10 protein-coding genes are annotated in these 13017 nt (G+C 63.1%); 6 read left to right on the forward strand and 4 right to left on the reverse strand.

The window, feature by feature from the left end; all coding sequences use genetic code 11:
* Positions 1 to 11: 11 nt before the first annotated feature.
* Positions 12 to 995, reverse strand: coding sequence for an ABC transporter permease (locus tag S6FBBBH3_RS04515; protein ID WP_120176616.1), 984 nt, complete (start codon positions 993 to 995; stop codon positions 12 to 14).
* Positions 992 to 3421 (reverse strand): ABC transporter substrate-binding protein, encoded by a 2430-nt coding sequence (locus S6FBBBH3_RS04520; RefSeq protein ID WP_232008836.1) that lies wholly within the window; start codon positions 3419 to 3421, stop codon positions 992 to 994. The genes S6FBBBH3_RS04515 and S6FBBBH3_RS04520 overlap by 4 nt, the downstream gene beginning before the upstream one ends.
* A 245-nt stretch (positions 3422 to 3666) precedes the next feature.
* Between S6FBBBH3_RS04520 and S6FBBBH3_RS04525 the strand changes: the two genes are divergently transcribed.
* The 5 genes from S6FBBBH3_RS04525 (at position 3667) to S6FBBBH3_RS04545 (ending at position 8886) form a co-directional block, all read left to right on the forward strand.
* Positions 3667 to 4215: a MarR family winged helix-turn-helix transcriptional regulator gene (locus S6FBBBH3_RS04525; protein WP_120176617.1), complete on the forward strand. Its 549-nt coding sequence runs from the start codon at positions 3667 to 3669 to the stop codon at positions 4213 to 4215.
* 97 nt (positions 4216 to 4312) lie between these two features.
* Positions 4313 to 5257 (forward strand): DUF1177 domain-containing protein, encoded by a 945-nt coding sequence (locus S6FBBBH3_RS04530; RefSeq protein ID WP_120177824.1) that lies wholly within the window; start codon positions 4313 to 4315, stop codon positions 5255 to 5257.
* Positions 5254 to 6537 (forward strand): C4-dicarboxylate transporter DcuC, encoded by a 1284-nt coding sequence (gene dcuC / locus S6FBBBH3_RS04535; protein ID WP_120176618.1) that lies wholly within the window; start codon positions 5254 to 5256, stop codon positions 6535 to 6537. Before S6FBBBH3_RS04530 ends, dcuC begins: the two co-directional genes overlap by 4 nt.
* Positions 6538 to 6553: 16 nt before the next feature.
* Positions 6554 to 7831, forward strand: a complete 1278-nt coding sequence (locus S6FBBBH3_RS04540; protein WP_120176619.1) for an amidohydrolase — start codon at positions 6554 to 6556, stop codon at positions 7829 to 7831.
* A gap of 215 nt (positions 7832 to 8046) precedes the next feature.
* On the forward strand, positions 8047 to 8886 hold the full coding sequence (locus tag S6FBBBH3_RS04545; RefSeq protein ID WP_170143815.1) for a MerR family transcriptional regulator: 840 nt from the start codon (positions 8047 to 8049) through the stop codon (positions 8884 to 8886).
* A 74-nt stretch (positions 8887 to 8960) separates the two neighbouring features.
* On the opposite strand, the gene S6FBBBH3_RS04550 is transcribed toward S6FBBBH3_RS04545, so the two are convergent.
* Entirely contained in the window at positions 8961 to 10082 is a 1122-nt protein-coding gene (locus tag S6FBBBH3_RS04550) for a porin (protein WP_120176621.1), read from the reverse strand.
* Between the two features lie 111 nt (positions 10083 to 10193).
* Positions 10194 to 12155 (reverse strand): FAD-binding protein, encoded by a 1962-nt coding sequence (locus S6FBBBH3_RS04555; RefSeq protein WP_120176622.1) that lies wholly within the window; start codon positions 12153 to 12155, stop codon positions 10194 to 10196.
* Positions 12156 to 12681: 526 nt separating this feature from the next.
* Between S6FBBBH3_RS04555 and S6FBBBH3_RS04560 the strand changes: the two genes are divergently transcribed.
* Positions 12682 to 13008 (forward strand): DMT family transporter, encoded by a 327-nt coding sequence (locus S6FBBBH3_RS04560; protein ID WP_120176623.1) that lies wholly within the window; start codon positions 12682 to 12684, stop codon positions 13006 to 13008.
* Positions 13009 to 13017: the final 9 nt, after the last annotated feature.

The following is a 13017-nucleotide window of genomic DNA, read 5'->3' on the forward strand; positions in this document are numbered from 1 at the left end:
GGGAACCTCCGTCACGCGCGCCCGAGTCGGATTCGGGGATCCGCCCAGGTGTAGACGATGTCGGTGAGAATGAGGCCCGCGACGTAGGCGACGGTGCCGAGGAAAACCATGGCGCGCACGACCGAGAAGTCCTGCGCGTTGAGGGCGTCGATCGTGTAGCTGCCGAGCCCCGGAATCCCGAAGAAGCTCTCCATGATGAGACTCCCCATAAAGAGCATCGGAATCATTGCAACGCTCGAGGTGATGATCGGAAGCGAGGCGTTCCTCAACACGTGCCCGAAAAGAATCCGTTCTTCGGTGAGGCCCTTCATGCGGGCAAGCCACACGTAGTCCTTCTCCATCTCTTCGAGAAAAAGCGCTCGGTATAGGAGCGTGTCGCTTCCGAGCCGCGAGAGGATCCCAAGGGCCACGGGCAGCAACAAAAAGACGATCGCCCCTTCGTCCGAGGCCCAGCCCGAAACGGGCACGAGCCGCATCACCTTCCCGAAAAGCCACTGCCCGAGAATCACGTAGAAAAGGGACGAAACGGACATCAGAACGACCGACAACCCCACGGCCGCCGCTTCGAAGGCCGTTCGCCGGAAAAGAACGACCACGAGCGACCAGGTGACGAGCACCAGAAGCCCGAGCACGAAGGTCGGCACGGCCAAGAGGAGCGAGGGGACCGAGCGCGTGCGGATTTCGGCCGCGATGTCGCGTCCCGTGTCGCTCGTTCCGAAGTCAAGAGCCAGCATCGGAACGCTTTTCTTCCAGAAAAGGGTCTCGGTGAACTTTGCCGCGCCTTCCGCTCGTTCGTTCACGAAAAGCGGCAGATCGTAGCCGTGCGCCGCCTTCCACGCTTCGACCGCTTCGGGTGTGATGCGTTTGCCGCCCAAATTGAGCCGCGCCATGTCGTCGGGCGTGTTCACGGCGAAAAAGAGGAGAAACGTGAGGAGGTTCACGCCGAAAAGGACGAGTGCGCCGTAAAGGACGCGTCGAACGAGGTAGGCGATCATCGTGCGGCTCCTTCTCGGTTGCCTCTTCGGGTGCTTCCGTGCTTTTCATCCGAACCGCTTTCGGGCGGCCGCATCCGCAGCCCTTCGCGTTTCGCCCGCACGCGTCGGGCGAAAAGCAGGAGTGCGGCCGCGCCCGCAAGGAGAATCCCCAAGGGCGCGAGTTGCGGAGGATTCCATTCGGCGATGCGGTCCGAACGGAGTTTGGCGTCGATTGCGAGGTAGGGAAGGCCGTTGCGAATCATCGACGAGGGTTTCGCGTTGCGGACCCACTCGTGGTAAGCGGCGGCGGCCGCCGGGAAGTAGCCGAACATGACGGGCGCGTCCTCCTGGAGGATGCGAATCATCCGGTCGATGCGTTCCGCTTTTTCGGGGCCGTCCTCCAAGTAGCGCATCGCTTCGAACTCCCGGTCGAACGCGGCGCTCGCGTAGTTCGAGGCGTTTTCTCCGCCTCCGCGCGCCTTGGCGTTCGGTCCGTAAAAGAGAAAGAGGAAGTTTTCCGCGTCCGGGTAGTCCGCGACCCACCCCCAGAGGAAGATCTGCGCCGCGCCCCGATCCATCTTTTCCTGGAAGCGGTTGTAGTCGGTCGCGCGAATTTCAAGCTGAATGCCGAGCTTCGCGAACTGCCGCTGGTACCACTCCAGATACGCTTTCGATCCCTGGGCCGCGTTCTGGTAGTCGAAGTTGAGCACGAGCGGCCGCCCCGTTTTGGCGTCCCGCCCGTCGGGATAGCCCGCCTCGCGCATGAGGGCTCGGGCTTCTTCGATCGGACGCCGTTCGACGCGAACTTTCCCCGACGCATCGCTAGATTCGATGCGCCGATAGACCGTCGGGTTGAAGGCCGAAGGACCGTCGTCGCGCCAGCCGAAAAGGCCCGGCGGAATCGGCCCGTGGGCGGCGACTCCCTGATTCTTCTGAAAGATCGCGATGTTCTCTTCCCAGTCGACCGCAATCGAAATCGCCCGGCGCAAAAGCCGCGCGCGACGCTGCTCTTCGGGCGTGCCCGTGCCGCCCAAGACCGGGTCCAACCAATTGAACCCCACGTACCAGAGGCCCGCTTCGACGGTCGCGGGGAACTGCAATTTCTTTTTCGTGTAAAGCGCCGCCTTTTCCGGGTCGTCGTTCATGGCCGCGACGAACCCGAGCCCCGTGTCGACCCGATCGATCGAGGGACTGTCGTAGTAGCCCTGAAGAAATTTCGTCTGGAGCGGCACGGCCTCTTTTTCGATGTCGAAAACGACGCGGTCCGTAAGCGGCAGGGGCTTTCCGCACGCTTCCAAGAGGCCCCGCTCCCGGTCGCCCGGCTCGCCCTCGCACGGGTAGGTTTCCTTGCGAAAGAGGGGATTCTTTTCGAGCACGTGGCGGCGGTTTTCCTCAAAGACCGCCATGCGGTAGGGACCCGTTCCGACGGGCCACGTGTCGAGCGAGAAATTGTTGCGCGCAAACCCCGCCTGCGCGTAGAAGCGGTCCGCTTCGGGCGGAACGGGCGCGAAAAAGGTCATGGCGAGCCAGTTCGAGAACTGCGGGTACTTTCCGTGCACGCGAATTTCGAGCGTGTGCGCGTCGATCGCGCGCACGCCCCGTATGTCGTGCTTCGAGAGGTCGAGGTAGCGCGACTCGACCGATTCGCCCCTCGCCCGACGGGCTTTGTCTTCGGCGGCAAGCGTTTTGGCGAAGTCGTCCAACCCCACGATGTGGTGCGCGAGCGTGCCGAGCACGGGACTCACGACCCGGGGGCTCGCGAGGCGCTTGATTCCCCAGACGTAGTCGTAGGCGGTGAGTTCGCGCGTGGACGTCCGCTCGAAATCGGCGGGCGAGCGCTTTTGCGCCGCAACCTCCTCGGGCAGGTCGTGGTAGAGGAAGCGCCCTTCGGCGTCTTTCGCAAACGCGGGGTGCGGCGCGTAGAAAATCCCTTGGCGAATCGAAATCGTGTAGATCGACTCGGCGATCGTCGAGGGATCGGCATCGTCGGGCAACGCCCGCCCCGAGGCGTCTACGTAGGTCGGGTGCGCGACGCGTTCGGCCGTGCGGCCGACGAGTTCGTAGGGACGCTTCAGGTAGTGGTACTGGTAGAGCGGCTCGCAGATGTTGTACGTATAGACCGTCTCGTCCGCCGAATAGGAGCGCTGCGGGTCGAGCGTTCGGGGGCTTCTGCCGCCGAAAGCCGTAAAGAGCGTGTTCGTTTCGTATTCGGTCGCGGGGCGAGGGGAGTTGAGAAGAAGCGGCTTCTCGGTCGGCTCACTCTCCGCACCTGTCGCCGTCATCGCCGACCCTGCCGTTGCTACCGCTGCGAGCGCAACCGCGAGCCCCGCCGCACAACTCCTTGCGGCGCGGCGTGAAAAGGCACGGCATGCAAGGCGAACGCCATTCGGCAACGTCGGAAGCTTGCGGATGAGTTCGGCGAGAAGCGTTGGGAGCGTGGCGGGCATTTCGGCTCTCGGATGCGGACGGAAGAGGTCGGGCTAGGACTTGCGGGGGTGCTTGGTGCGTAAGGCGCCTTGACGGTCAAGCGTCTTCCATTCTCGCACGATCGCGCCGAAGGATTCGGTCGCGTCCGACAGGATCGGGGTCGGAGAGGCGGCAGGTCTTTCGGGTTTTTCAGGAAGGATCCGGCACGGTTTCGCAGTAAGATCGATGTCAAGAATCTTGACGTCGAGATGAATGAGAGAACATCATGCCGAACAAAGACTTTAACGAGATAAACAGTACGCCCGACTTCTTTGACGTTCAAGAAGCCGAGTGGCACGCGCGTTTCCCGGACAAGGACATCCGTTGCAACGGTACGGTGACGCGACTCGTGCGCCTGGCGCAACATTCGCGCCGCCGCACCGAACGCATTTTCGAGCGTTACGGGCTCTCGATCGGCGAGGTGGAGGTGCTCTCCGCCGTGGTGCGCAGCCCCGACCACCGGTTGCAACCCAAGCACCTGCACGAACGCATGATCGTCTCTTCGGGCGGCCTCACGGCCCGCATCGACAGTCTCGAGAAGAAGGGAGCGCTCGTGCGCGAACCCGACGCGCGGGATCGGCGCGCATGGATTCTGCGGGCAACGCCCGCCGGCGTCGCGCTGGCCATCGAGGTGCACGCCGCACACGTGCGCGACGAAGAGCGCTTTGTCGAAGCGCTCGACCCCGAAGAATCGGTCGTTCTTGAGAGGCTCCTTAAGAAGCTCGTCCTCTCCGTCGAGCCCGAGGAGGGCGATCCGGGAGCCGGCGACCTTTAAGAGAGGAATGGCGCATCCGTTTCCCGGAAGACTTCTCCGCCGGATCGGGAGCAACCGCTGCAACCACATCGAATTTGCAAAAAAGGAGGCAAAGCTCATGTGTTGGAAACATGTCATCGCGCTCTACGACGTTCTTGACGATCCCGCCGCGACGGGAGAACGCGTTCTGGAAACGTTCAAACCGTTCGAAGCCTGCGGCATCTCGACCTCTTTGACGACGATCGAAGGCGCGCGCGGGCGCGTTGACTTCGTGCGCATTCTCATTCCGGGAAAGCGCGGCCGGACGTTCGGCGGCGACGCCCCGACGCTCGGCGTCATCGGACGCCTCGGCGGGATCGGTGCGCGTCCCGAACGGATCGGCTTCACGTCGGACGGAGACGGGGCGCTTGCCGCCCTGTCGGCTGCGCGCAAACTTGCCGAGATGCGCGCGCGAGGCGACGTCCTTGAGGGCGACGTGATCGTAACGACCCAGATCTGTCCTACGGCTCCGACGCGGCCTCACGAGCCCGTCCCCTTCATGGATTCGCCCGTGCCGAGCGCCGTGAGCAACGAGCATGAAGTCGAACCCGCGATGGATGCGATTCTCACGATCGATACGACGAAGGGGAACCGTATTCTCAACGCTCGGGGCATCGCCCTCACGCCGACCGTACGGGACGGGTGGATCCTGCGCGTGTGCGAACCCGCACTCGACATCCTCTCGACCGTGACGGGGCGACTCCCGCTCGTTCTGCCCGTCACGATGCAGGACATCACGCCCTACGGCAACGACGTCTACCACTTGAATTCCATCCTGCAGCCTTCGGTCGCGACGCGTGCGCCCGTGATCGGCGTTGCGATTACGACGGTCTCGCAGGTGGCGGGATGCGCCACGGGCGCGTCGCACCTTACGGACGTCGAAGAGGCGGCGCGCTTTGCAGTTGAGACGGCAAAGGCCCATACGGCAGGGCGTTGCCCCTTCAATGACGAAACCGAATACCGGCGTATTCTCGAGCGCTACGGTTCGATGGCTCATCTGCGTACCATGGGAGACAAAGCATGACCTGGAGTCTTTGGCTTGCGGGGATCGCGACGATCCTCACGATCGCGGCGCTCTTGAAGCGATGGGAAACGCGTTTGGTGCTTTTCACGTCCGGTTTGGCGATGGCGGCTCTTGTAGGCGAACCTCAGATCGCTATGAAGGCATTCATCGCCAATATGACGAACGGATCGCTCATTACGTCGATCTGCTCTTCGATGGGCTTTGCCGCAGTGGTTGCCATCACGCGGTGCGACGTGCATTTCGTGGGGCTCTTGGTGAAGCCGCTCGGGAAGCTCGGCGTCTTTCTCTTGCCCTTTTGCATGCTCGTCGCCTCGTGCGTCGCGGTGGCGATCCCGAGCGCTGCGGGTTGCGCCGCGGCTCTCGGCCCCACGATGATTCCGCTCATGGTTCGCGCGGGCTTCCATCCGGCGATCGCGGGCGCGGCCATCATCGGTTCGATTACGCCGTCGACGCTCAGCCCGGGAAGTTCCCACAACGTCTGGATCGCGAAAATTGCCGAAATGGACGTGATGGACCTCATCGTGCAGTTCGCCCCCGAAGTGCTCACGATGTGTGCGTTGAACATCGTTCTCGTAACGGCAATGGTTTTTGTTTTCCGAGACTACAAGCGCCCGCAACCGGGCGAAGACCTCGGCTTTTCGGTCGTTGCCGACGAGCGCGGCCAGCTGCCCGAACATCCGAGCATGCTTCGCGCCGTCGCTCCGATTCTCCCGGTTGTTCTCCTGATGCTCGGTGCGACCGTGATTCCGCAGATCCGCATGTCGGTCGCGGAAGCGATGGTGTACGGATCGATCTACACGCTTCTCATCACGCGCTCGAATCCGCAGACCGTCACGAAGGAATTCTTCGGAGGCATGGGCAAAGGCTACGCGAACATCATGGGCATCATCATTGCGGCCGGGTGCTTCGCAGGCGGTCTGCGCGCCTGCGGCGTGATCGATTCGCTGATTGAGACCCTCAAGCACTCGAACGACATTGCGCGCTACGCGGCCAATTTCGGTCCCTTTGTCATGGGGGTGCTCACCGGTTCGGGTGACGCCGCCGGGCACGCCTTCAATCAGGCCGTGACGCCGTATGCCGCCGACTTCGGGATGAAAATCGAAAACCTCGGCATGGTGGCCGCACTTTCCGGCGCCTTCGGTCGCATGTGCTCGCCGATTGCCGGCGCGACCATCGTGATCGCCGGCATGACCAAGCTTTCCCCGCTCGACGTCGCCAAGCGCATGGCGATTCCGATGCTGGTCAATCTCGTTTTGCTCGGCTTCGTGTTCGAGCTTTGAGGTAAGGAGTCACAACATGTCCGATATTGTGAAGACCATGATTGCCGACCGCAGGCGTCTGCATGCGCGTCCCGAAGAGGGCTGGTGCGAGTTCGAGACCACGTACCTGATCGTCGCTCGGCTTCGAGCGCTCGGCTTCGAAGTGTGGACCGGCGACCGTGCGGTAGATCCCGAGCATGCTCTCGGGCGTGATCCGAAGCTTGTCGAGGCCGCGGCGGCGCGCGCTTCGGCGCACGGCGTTCCTCAGGTATTTCTCGATGAAACGAAGGGCTATACGGGCGCAGTCGGTGTTTGGAAGACCGGACGTCCGGGGCCCGTAACCGCTCTGCGCTTCGATATCGATGCATTGCCGATCGACGAGACGACCGACGCCGAACACGAAGCTTGTCGGGGCGGATACCGATCCGAAATTCCCGGCTTTTCACACGCCTGCGGTCACGACGGTCATACGGCCGTCGGTCTCGGCGTCGCCGCCTGGGTGGCGGAGAATGCGGACAAGCTCTGCGGTACCGTCAAACTTCTTTTCCAGCCGGCGGAAGAGGGCGTTCGCGGTGCGGCCGCCATGACCGCACGCGGCGTCGTCGACGATGTCGACTGGTTTGCGGGTGCGCACATCGGCTGCTCGGCCCGTCTGGGACAAGTCGGCGTGTCGCATCACGGCTACCTGGCCACGACGAAATTCGACTTGGACATCACGGGCGTTCCTTCGGCGGCGGGAAGTCCCGAAAAAGGGAAGAGCGCTCTCATGTGCGGCGCCGCTCTCTGCATGTCCCTCGGGTCGCTCCCCGGGCACAGCGGCGGCATCACGCGCGTGCAAATCGGGAAGTTCAATTCGGGAACGGGGCGAAACATCGTTGCCGAACACGCCTCGCTCGTGATGGAAGTTCGCGGCGAAACGACCGAGATCAACGACTACATGGCCAAGGCCGTCGAGTCGACCGTTTCGGGCATCACGGCCGCATACGGCTGTACGTACGATCTGCGCCGCGTCGGCGAGGCCGTGACCTACCGGGGCGACGAAGAGGCCGTCGAACTCATCAAATCCGCGGCTGCGGAAGTTCCGGGCGTCGATTCGGTCGTTGACATGAACGCAAAGGTCGGAAGCGAAGACTGCACGGTGCTTATCCGTCGCGTTCAGGAGCATGGCGGCAAAGCCGTGTTTTTCTACTTCGGTTGCAATCATCACGGACATCACCGGCATGACTTCGAGATCCAGGATGAAACGTCGCTCGCCATCGGCTGGGGCGTCTTTACCGGGTTCCTGAAGCGCACGAACGGGTTGCAGGCCGTCTGACCGAATAGGCCGTCGCACGTCTCCGCCCTTGTCGGCTCGGCAAGGGTGGAGCTGCCCGCGAGCCTGCGCGGCAAGGCGATACGGCTTCTGCAAAGGCTTCGGATCGTGCCGAAGAAAAGAGCGACGGTGCCCGCGGCTCTAAAATGGAAGTTCGTCGGAGGCGCCGCCTCCGATTCGAACTCCCGAAACCTCTGAAAACCAAGGAGCCGCACCGCATGGATCACGACAAACGAGGCCCGAAACGCTATCGCATCGGCGACTTTGCCCGAGGACTCGGCGTTACGGCCGACTTTCTGAAGCACTATCAGGAAAGCGGCCTGCTCGACGTGCATCGCACGCCGAGCGGCTACCGCTACTACGCGTTCGAGCAGTCCGCGCGCGTGATCGATTATCTGCGGCTTCGCAACTACGGCGTGAGCGTTCGGGAAATGCGCGAGTACACGGACTGCGACCCCGAACGCGCAATGGCGCTGCTCGGCGAGCGCACCCGCGAGATGCGTCGCACGATCGAGCGCCTTCAGGCGATCGTCGACGAAGAAGAAGCTTTGGAGCGCTGGTTCGAGGCGCGCCGAAAGTGCCCGATCGACTGGGAGATTCGGGAGGTCGAGCCCTACGTCTTTTTGCGGCATACGAACGACCGCGCGTTTCTCGAAGACAAGCGCATCCGCGAACTCCTGCGCGATTGGTGCGCCTGGCTCCCCGTCACGAAGTCCGCGATGCTCGTGAAGCTCGGTCCCTGCGAAGGCGCCGATACGGTGCACTGGGGCTTTGCGGTGCCGGAGCGGCTTCTGGAACGCTACGGGATCCCGCGCAACGACGCCGTGGAGCGACTCAAGTTCGGTCGGGTCTTTGTTCTCCATTTCTACGGGCTCGAAGATGCTTTCGAGATGAGGGCCGCGGCCGAAGGACGCCACGCCGCTCACGCACTCGTGCGCGAGCTCGGCTTTCGCGTGGCGGGCGATGGGCTCCTCATCAACGAAATGCGCTTGACGGACAAAACGGGACAGCCCCGCCCGGGGCTTGGGCGCTTCATTCTGCCCGTCGAGCGGGTCTGAAGACGAACGCCCCCCGGCGCACGGGGCGTCGGAGGGCGTTTTCTTCGAGGAAACTTCCGGGGGAGGACTCGGGATCAGAACTTGTGCACGATCCCGACCGTGAATTCCACCACGTCTTCCGTGGCGCTCGGCTTTTCGGTCTTGTAGGACTGCGAGTAGTCGGAGGCGATCCAGTCGGCCGCCGTGTAGAGTGTCGTACGGCGGGAGAGCGCGTACGTGTAGCCCACGGCCGTCTGCCAGGTGCTCATCGTCATGGCGGAGTCGCGGCTCCCTTCGAAGTCGCCGTAGCCGACGCCGAGCTTCGCCGTGCCGCCGAAGGCGGGAACGTCGACGCCGACGTTGACACCCCAGCCGTCGACGCCCGAAGCGAGCGCGAACGTGGTCGTACGGGCCGCGGCCGCGTAGCTTTCGAACACCTGAGCGTAGCCGTAGAACTTCGCCCAGCCGGCGTCGTAGTTCGCGCCGAGGTTCCAGGAGAAGCTGTCGTCGAGCTGAGCGTTGTCCGCCGCAGGCTGCGCCTGGTTGATGGATTCAACGCCGAAGGCGACCATCATCTTGTCGTTGCGGTAGCGAACCGCGCCGCTCGCCATGCGTTCGACGGAGCTCTTGCCTTCAACGCCCGTGCCGTACTTCTTCGTGTCGGTGCCGAAGGAGTACTGAACGGTCGCGTCGAACCCGGCAAAGGTCGGCGTCGTGTAGGCGACGGCGTTGTCGATGAATTCGTAGCCGAGCGACACCACCTGGAGGTGGCCGCCGATGTCGCCCCAGCCGCAGGAGAAGGGGCTCACCACGTGACCGAAGCGGGCGTACGGGCCGTTGCCGCCCACCATCGACCCCATACGGCCGAAGGAAAGGTACCCGAAATCGCCGTCGAGGTAGAGGCGCGCGTCGCGCCCGAAGAGGCGGCCGCCCTGGCCGAGCGCGCCCGTATCGGACGAGAAGCCGTTTTCAAGCACGAACCCCGCCTTGAGGCCGTTGCCGAGGTCTTCTTCGCCCTTGAGACCGACGCGCGAGCCGATGTACTGACCGGAAACCATGCGGCTTTGCGTCGAATCGGTGCCGTCGACGTATTCGCGGTGCTGCACGGAAAGACCGTAGTCGAGCACGCCGTAGAGTTGGATGTCGGAGGCCGTCGCGGGAGTCGCCAGCGCGGTGAGAGCGGCGAGCGAAGCCGCATGAAGAAGGGTCTTATTCATATTGGTTCCTTTGGGATCGAGGGTTGAAATCCGGTCGAAAAAGAAGACCGGAAACGACTCCCGAGCCCGAACTCGGACATGGGTCCCGGGCTCGGGAGCGTTCGCAGCAGGTTAGGAGCGCGCGAGCTTGCGGCCGACGATGCGGCCGAAGGTCACGGTGCGACCGCAGGCAAGCCCCGTCGCGAGGTTCGGGTATTCGTTCGCGAAAAAGGCGCCGCTGTCGTTGCCGATCACGTAAAGGCCCGGGATGGGGTTGCCTTCCGCGTCCATGGCATTCATGTCGGTGTTGATATGAATCCCGTCCATGGTGCAAAGCATCCAGCCGACGTTCTTCGCACCGTAGAAGGGCGGCTTGTCGATCGCGGAGAGACGGTGCTTTTCCTTGCCGAAGTCGACGTCTTCGCCCTTCGCGTAGAGTTCGTTGTGGCGCGTGACGCTCGCCTTCACCGCTTCGGGCGGCAGCCCCAGAGCGTGCGCGAGATCTTCGATCGTGTCGGCCTTCTTGACGAAGCCCTTTTCAACGAGTTCGGGGAGCATCTTCTCTTCGACAACCTGCCAGGGGATGTTCGGTTCCGCCCCGTTTTCAAACGGGAAGAGGCGCGAGCAGCCGTGCATCTTGAAGGCTTCGGCGTACTTCGGCCAGTTCGCGTCGAAGAGCGTGTAATGGGCGTGGTCCTTGCGGTACTCGTTCCCGTGAAGGACGTTTTCGTACGTGCCCGATTCGTTCATGAAGCGCTTGCCGTTCGAATCGAGCTTGAGCCAGGGCTGCGAGCCCATCCAGAAAAAGCCGCTGTCGCCCGATTCGATCGTTTCGCGCCCGGGCTTCTGGTCGGGACGGATCGCGCAGCGGTCGAACATCATCATCGAGTGCGTTTCGTCCATCTTGGCGCCCGCCCAGAGGCAGGCGCGGATGCCGTCGCCGCGCGCGCCCGGCATGGCGCCCGTGCGGCCGACGATGCGAAGGTTCCAGGGCTGGAGGGCTTCGATCATCTTGTAGTTGCGCGCGTAGCCGCCCGTCGCGACCACAACGCCCTTGGCCGCTTCGTAGCGAACGAGCTTGCCTTCGGCATTGCGGGCGATGCAGCCCGTGACGCGCCCCGCCTTCTTTTCGAGCTTCAGCATCGTCGTCGAATAGTCGAAACGGGCGCCGTGCTTGACGGCATAGTCGTAGAGCACGCGGTTGAGGTCGATCAACTTGCCGTCGGCGTCCTTTTGGTCGAGCTTCGGCGAGTGACCCGTCGCGAAATGCTTGTAGCGGGTTTCGTCCCCCTTGTCGCTCGATTCGTGTTCGAGCTTGATGCCGCGCTCGGCAAGACGGTCGCCGAACCAGTCGATGACGGCCCCCGATTCCTCGCACCAGAGCTTGACGAGGTCCTGACGGATGTGGCCGCCCGCGTACTGCGTCGCCATGGCGATGAATTCGAACTTGTCGATCTTCGTGCCCCATTCCTTCTGGTAGCGGCTGTCGACGGCCCCGAGGTCTTCGCGCACGCCCGTACCGACGGGGAACCGGTCGATGCCGATCACCTTGCCGCCCGCTTCGGCGGCCGAAGCCACCACGAACATGCCGCCCGTGCCGCAACCGACGACGAGGATGTCCGTGCGGTGCGTCGCCGTGATTTCGCTTTCGGCGAATTCGGGTTCCTTGCCGAGCCAGTCGCCGTCGTCGGCTTCTTCGGCCTGCTTGTTGACGACTTCGACGGGGATTTCGCCGCGCGCCTGAGCGATACATTTCGTCGCGGCCTGATGCACGGCGCGCGAGGTGATGGTCGCCCCCGAAACGGCGTCGATCTCGGCGCTTTGCGCCGCCATGAGGGACTTCTTGAGGGCTTCGGCCGCCGCCTGACCGATCGAGGGGGTTTCGCGCGAAACATCGAGGACGACGTCCGTGATGCGGTTCGTGTCGAACGTCATCGTCACGACGACGTCGCCGCCGATACCCTGGGCGGTCGCGGAGTAGACGCCGGGCTTGTAGACGCCCGCCGAAGCCGCCCGGGCGCCGACGGCTGCAAGGGACGCGCTGCCGGCGATGGTGTTGCGCAGGAACGCGCGACGCGAGAAAGCTTTGGTCATGATTCGTTTGCCTTTGTCAAAACCGGGGTGAAACCGAAATAGCGCCGCACGCGCGGCGCGGTGAGAATGGCGACAAAGGTACGACCGAGGGTCTGCCACGAGTCAAATGCTCATAAAGAGGTAGATCAAAAGGCGTTGTCGGTGGATGGTATGCGGGTTTTTACCGGTCATCGGGCGACCTCTCGGCCTCTCTCCACGCTGAAGGGCCCGCACCGCGAATGCGGGGCGTCGGGGCGTCGCCCGCATTTTCCAAGGGTTTTCGGGAAAGATGAAGCGCCGTGCGGTGCGCGTTCCGGCCGAAGTTGTGTGTAGGACCCGACTTCGGCGGGAAAAAAGGGCGCTCGAAGAGGACAAGGAAGGGTTATTCCCAATGGTTTTCGTTCGGAAGAGGGGCGTTTTCTCATTGCGCTTTCGACCGAATTGCATAACGCGGGTACAATCCGCATTCGCTTTCGGAGCTGCTCGGGCACTTTGTCCCCGACGGTTCTCTTTCGACTCGTTTCTCTTTTTCAACTTTTCGACCGTCATGCTTTCCTGGACCTACCTCATCGTTGCGGGACTCTTCGAAATGGGCTGGCCGCTCGGCTTCAAGCTCGCGAATGCGGCTGAAGGCCGCATGTCCTGGCTGTGGATCGGCTTTTCCGTCCTTTCCATGGTGGCTTCGGGCTACTTCCTCTTTCAGGCTCAGAAGACGATTCCGATCGGCACGGCCTACATCGTCTGGACCGCGATCGGCGGCGTCGGCACGGCGGTGATCGGGATGATCTTCTTCGGCGACAGCACGTCGATGCTGCGGATCTTCTTCCTCTTCATGATCCTCGTCGGCGTCATCGGTTTGAAGCTCGCGCATTGAGCGCGCACG

This window comes from Sutterella megalosphaeroides (assembly GCF_003609995.1).
Lineage (GTDB): Bacteria > Pseudomonadota > Gammaproteobacteria > Burkholderiales > Burkholderiaceae_F > Sutterella > Sutterella megalosphaeroides.

Excerpts from the sequence above, each read along its gene's own strand:
- S6FBBBH3_RS04515 (WP_120176616.1), bottom strand. The coding sequence starts at position 995 with ATGATCGCCTACCTCGTTCGACGCGTCCTTTACGGCGCACTCGTCCTT.
- S6FBBBH3_RS04520 (WP_232008836.1), bottom strand. The coding sequence starts at position 3,421 with ATGCCCGCCACGCTCCCAACGCTTCTCGCCGAACTCATCCGCAAGCTT.
- S6FBBBH3_RS04525 (WP_120176617.1), top strand. The coding sequence starts at position 3,667 with ATGCCGAACAAAGACTTTAACGAGATAAACAGTACGCCCGACTTCTTT.
- S6FBBBH3_RS04530 (WP_120177824.1), top strand. The coding sequence starts at position 4,313 with ATGTGTTGGAAACATGTCATCGCGCTCTACGACGTTCTTGACGATCCC.
- dcuC (WP_120176618.1), top strand. The coding sequence starts at position 5,254 with ATGACCTGGAGTCTTTGGCTTGCGGGGATCGCGACGATCCTCACGATC.
- S6FBBBH3_RS04540 (WP_120176619.1), top strand. The coding sequence starts at position 6,554 with ATGTCCGATATTGTGAAGACCATGATTGCCGACCGCAGGCGTCTGCAT.
- S6FBBBH3_RS04545 (WP_170143815.1), top strand. The coding sequence starts at position 8,047 with ATGGATCACGACAAACGAGGCCCGAAACGCTATCGCATCGGCGACTTT.
- S6FBBBH3_RS04550 (WP_120176621.1), bottom strand. The coding sequence starts at position 10,082 with ATGAATAAGACCCTTCTTCATGCGGCTTCGCTCGCCGCTCTCACCGCG.
- S6FBBBH3_RS04555 (WP_120176622.1), bottom strand. The coding sequence starts at position 12,155 with ATGACCAAAGCTTTCTCGCGTCGCGCGTTCCTGCGCAACACCATCGCC.
- S6FBBBH3_RS04560 (WP_120176623.1), top strand. The coding sequence starts at position 12,682 with ATGCTTTCCTGGACCTACCTCATCGTTGCGGGACTCTTCGAAATGGGC.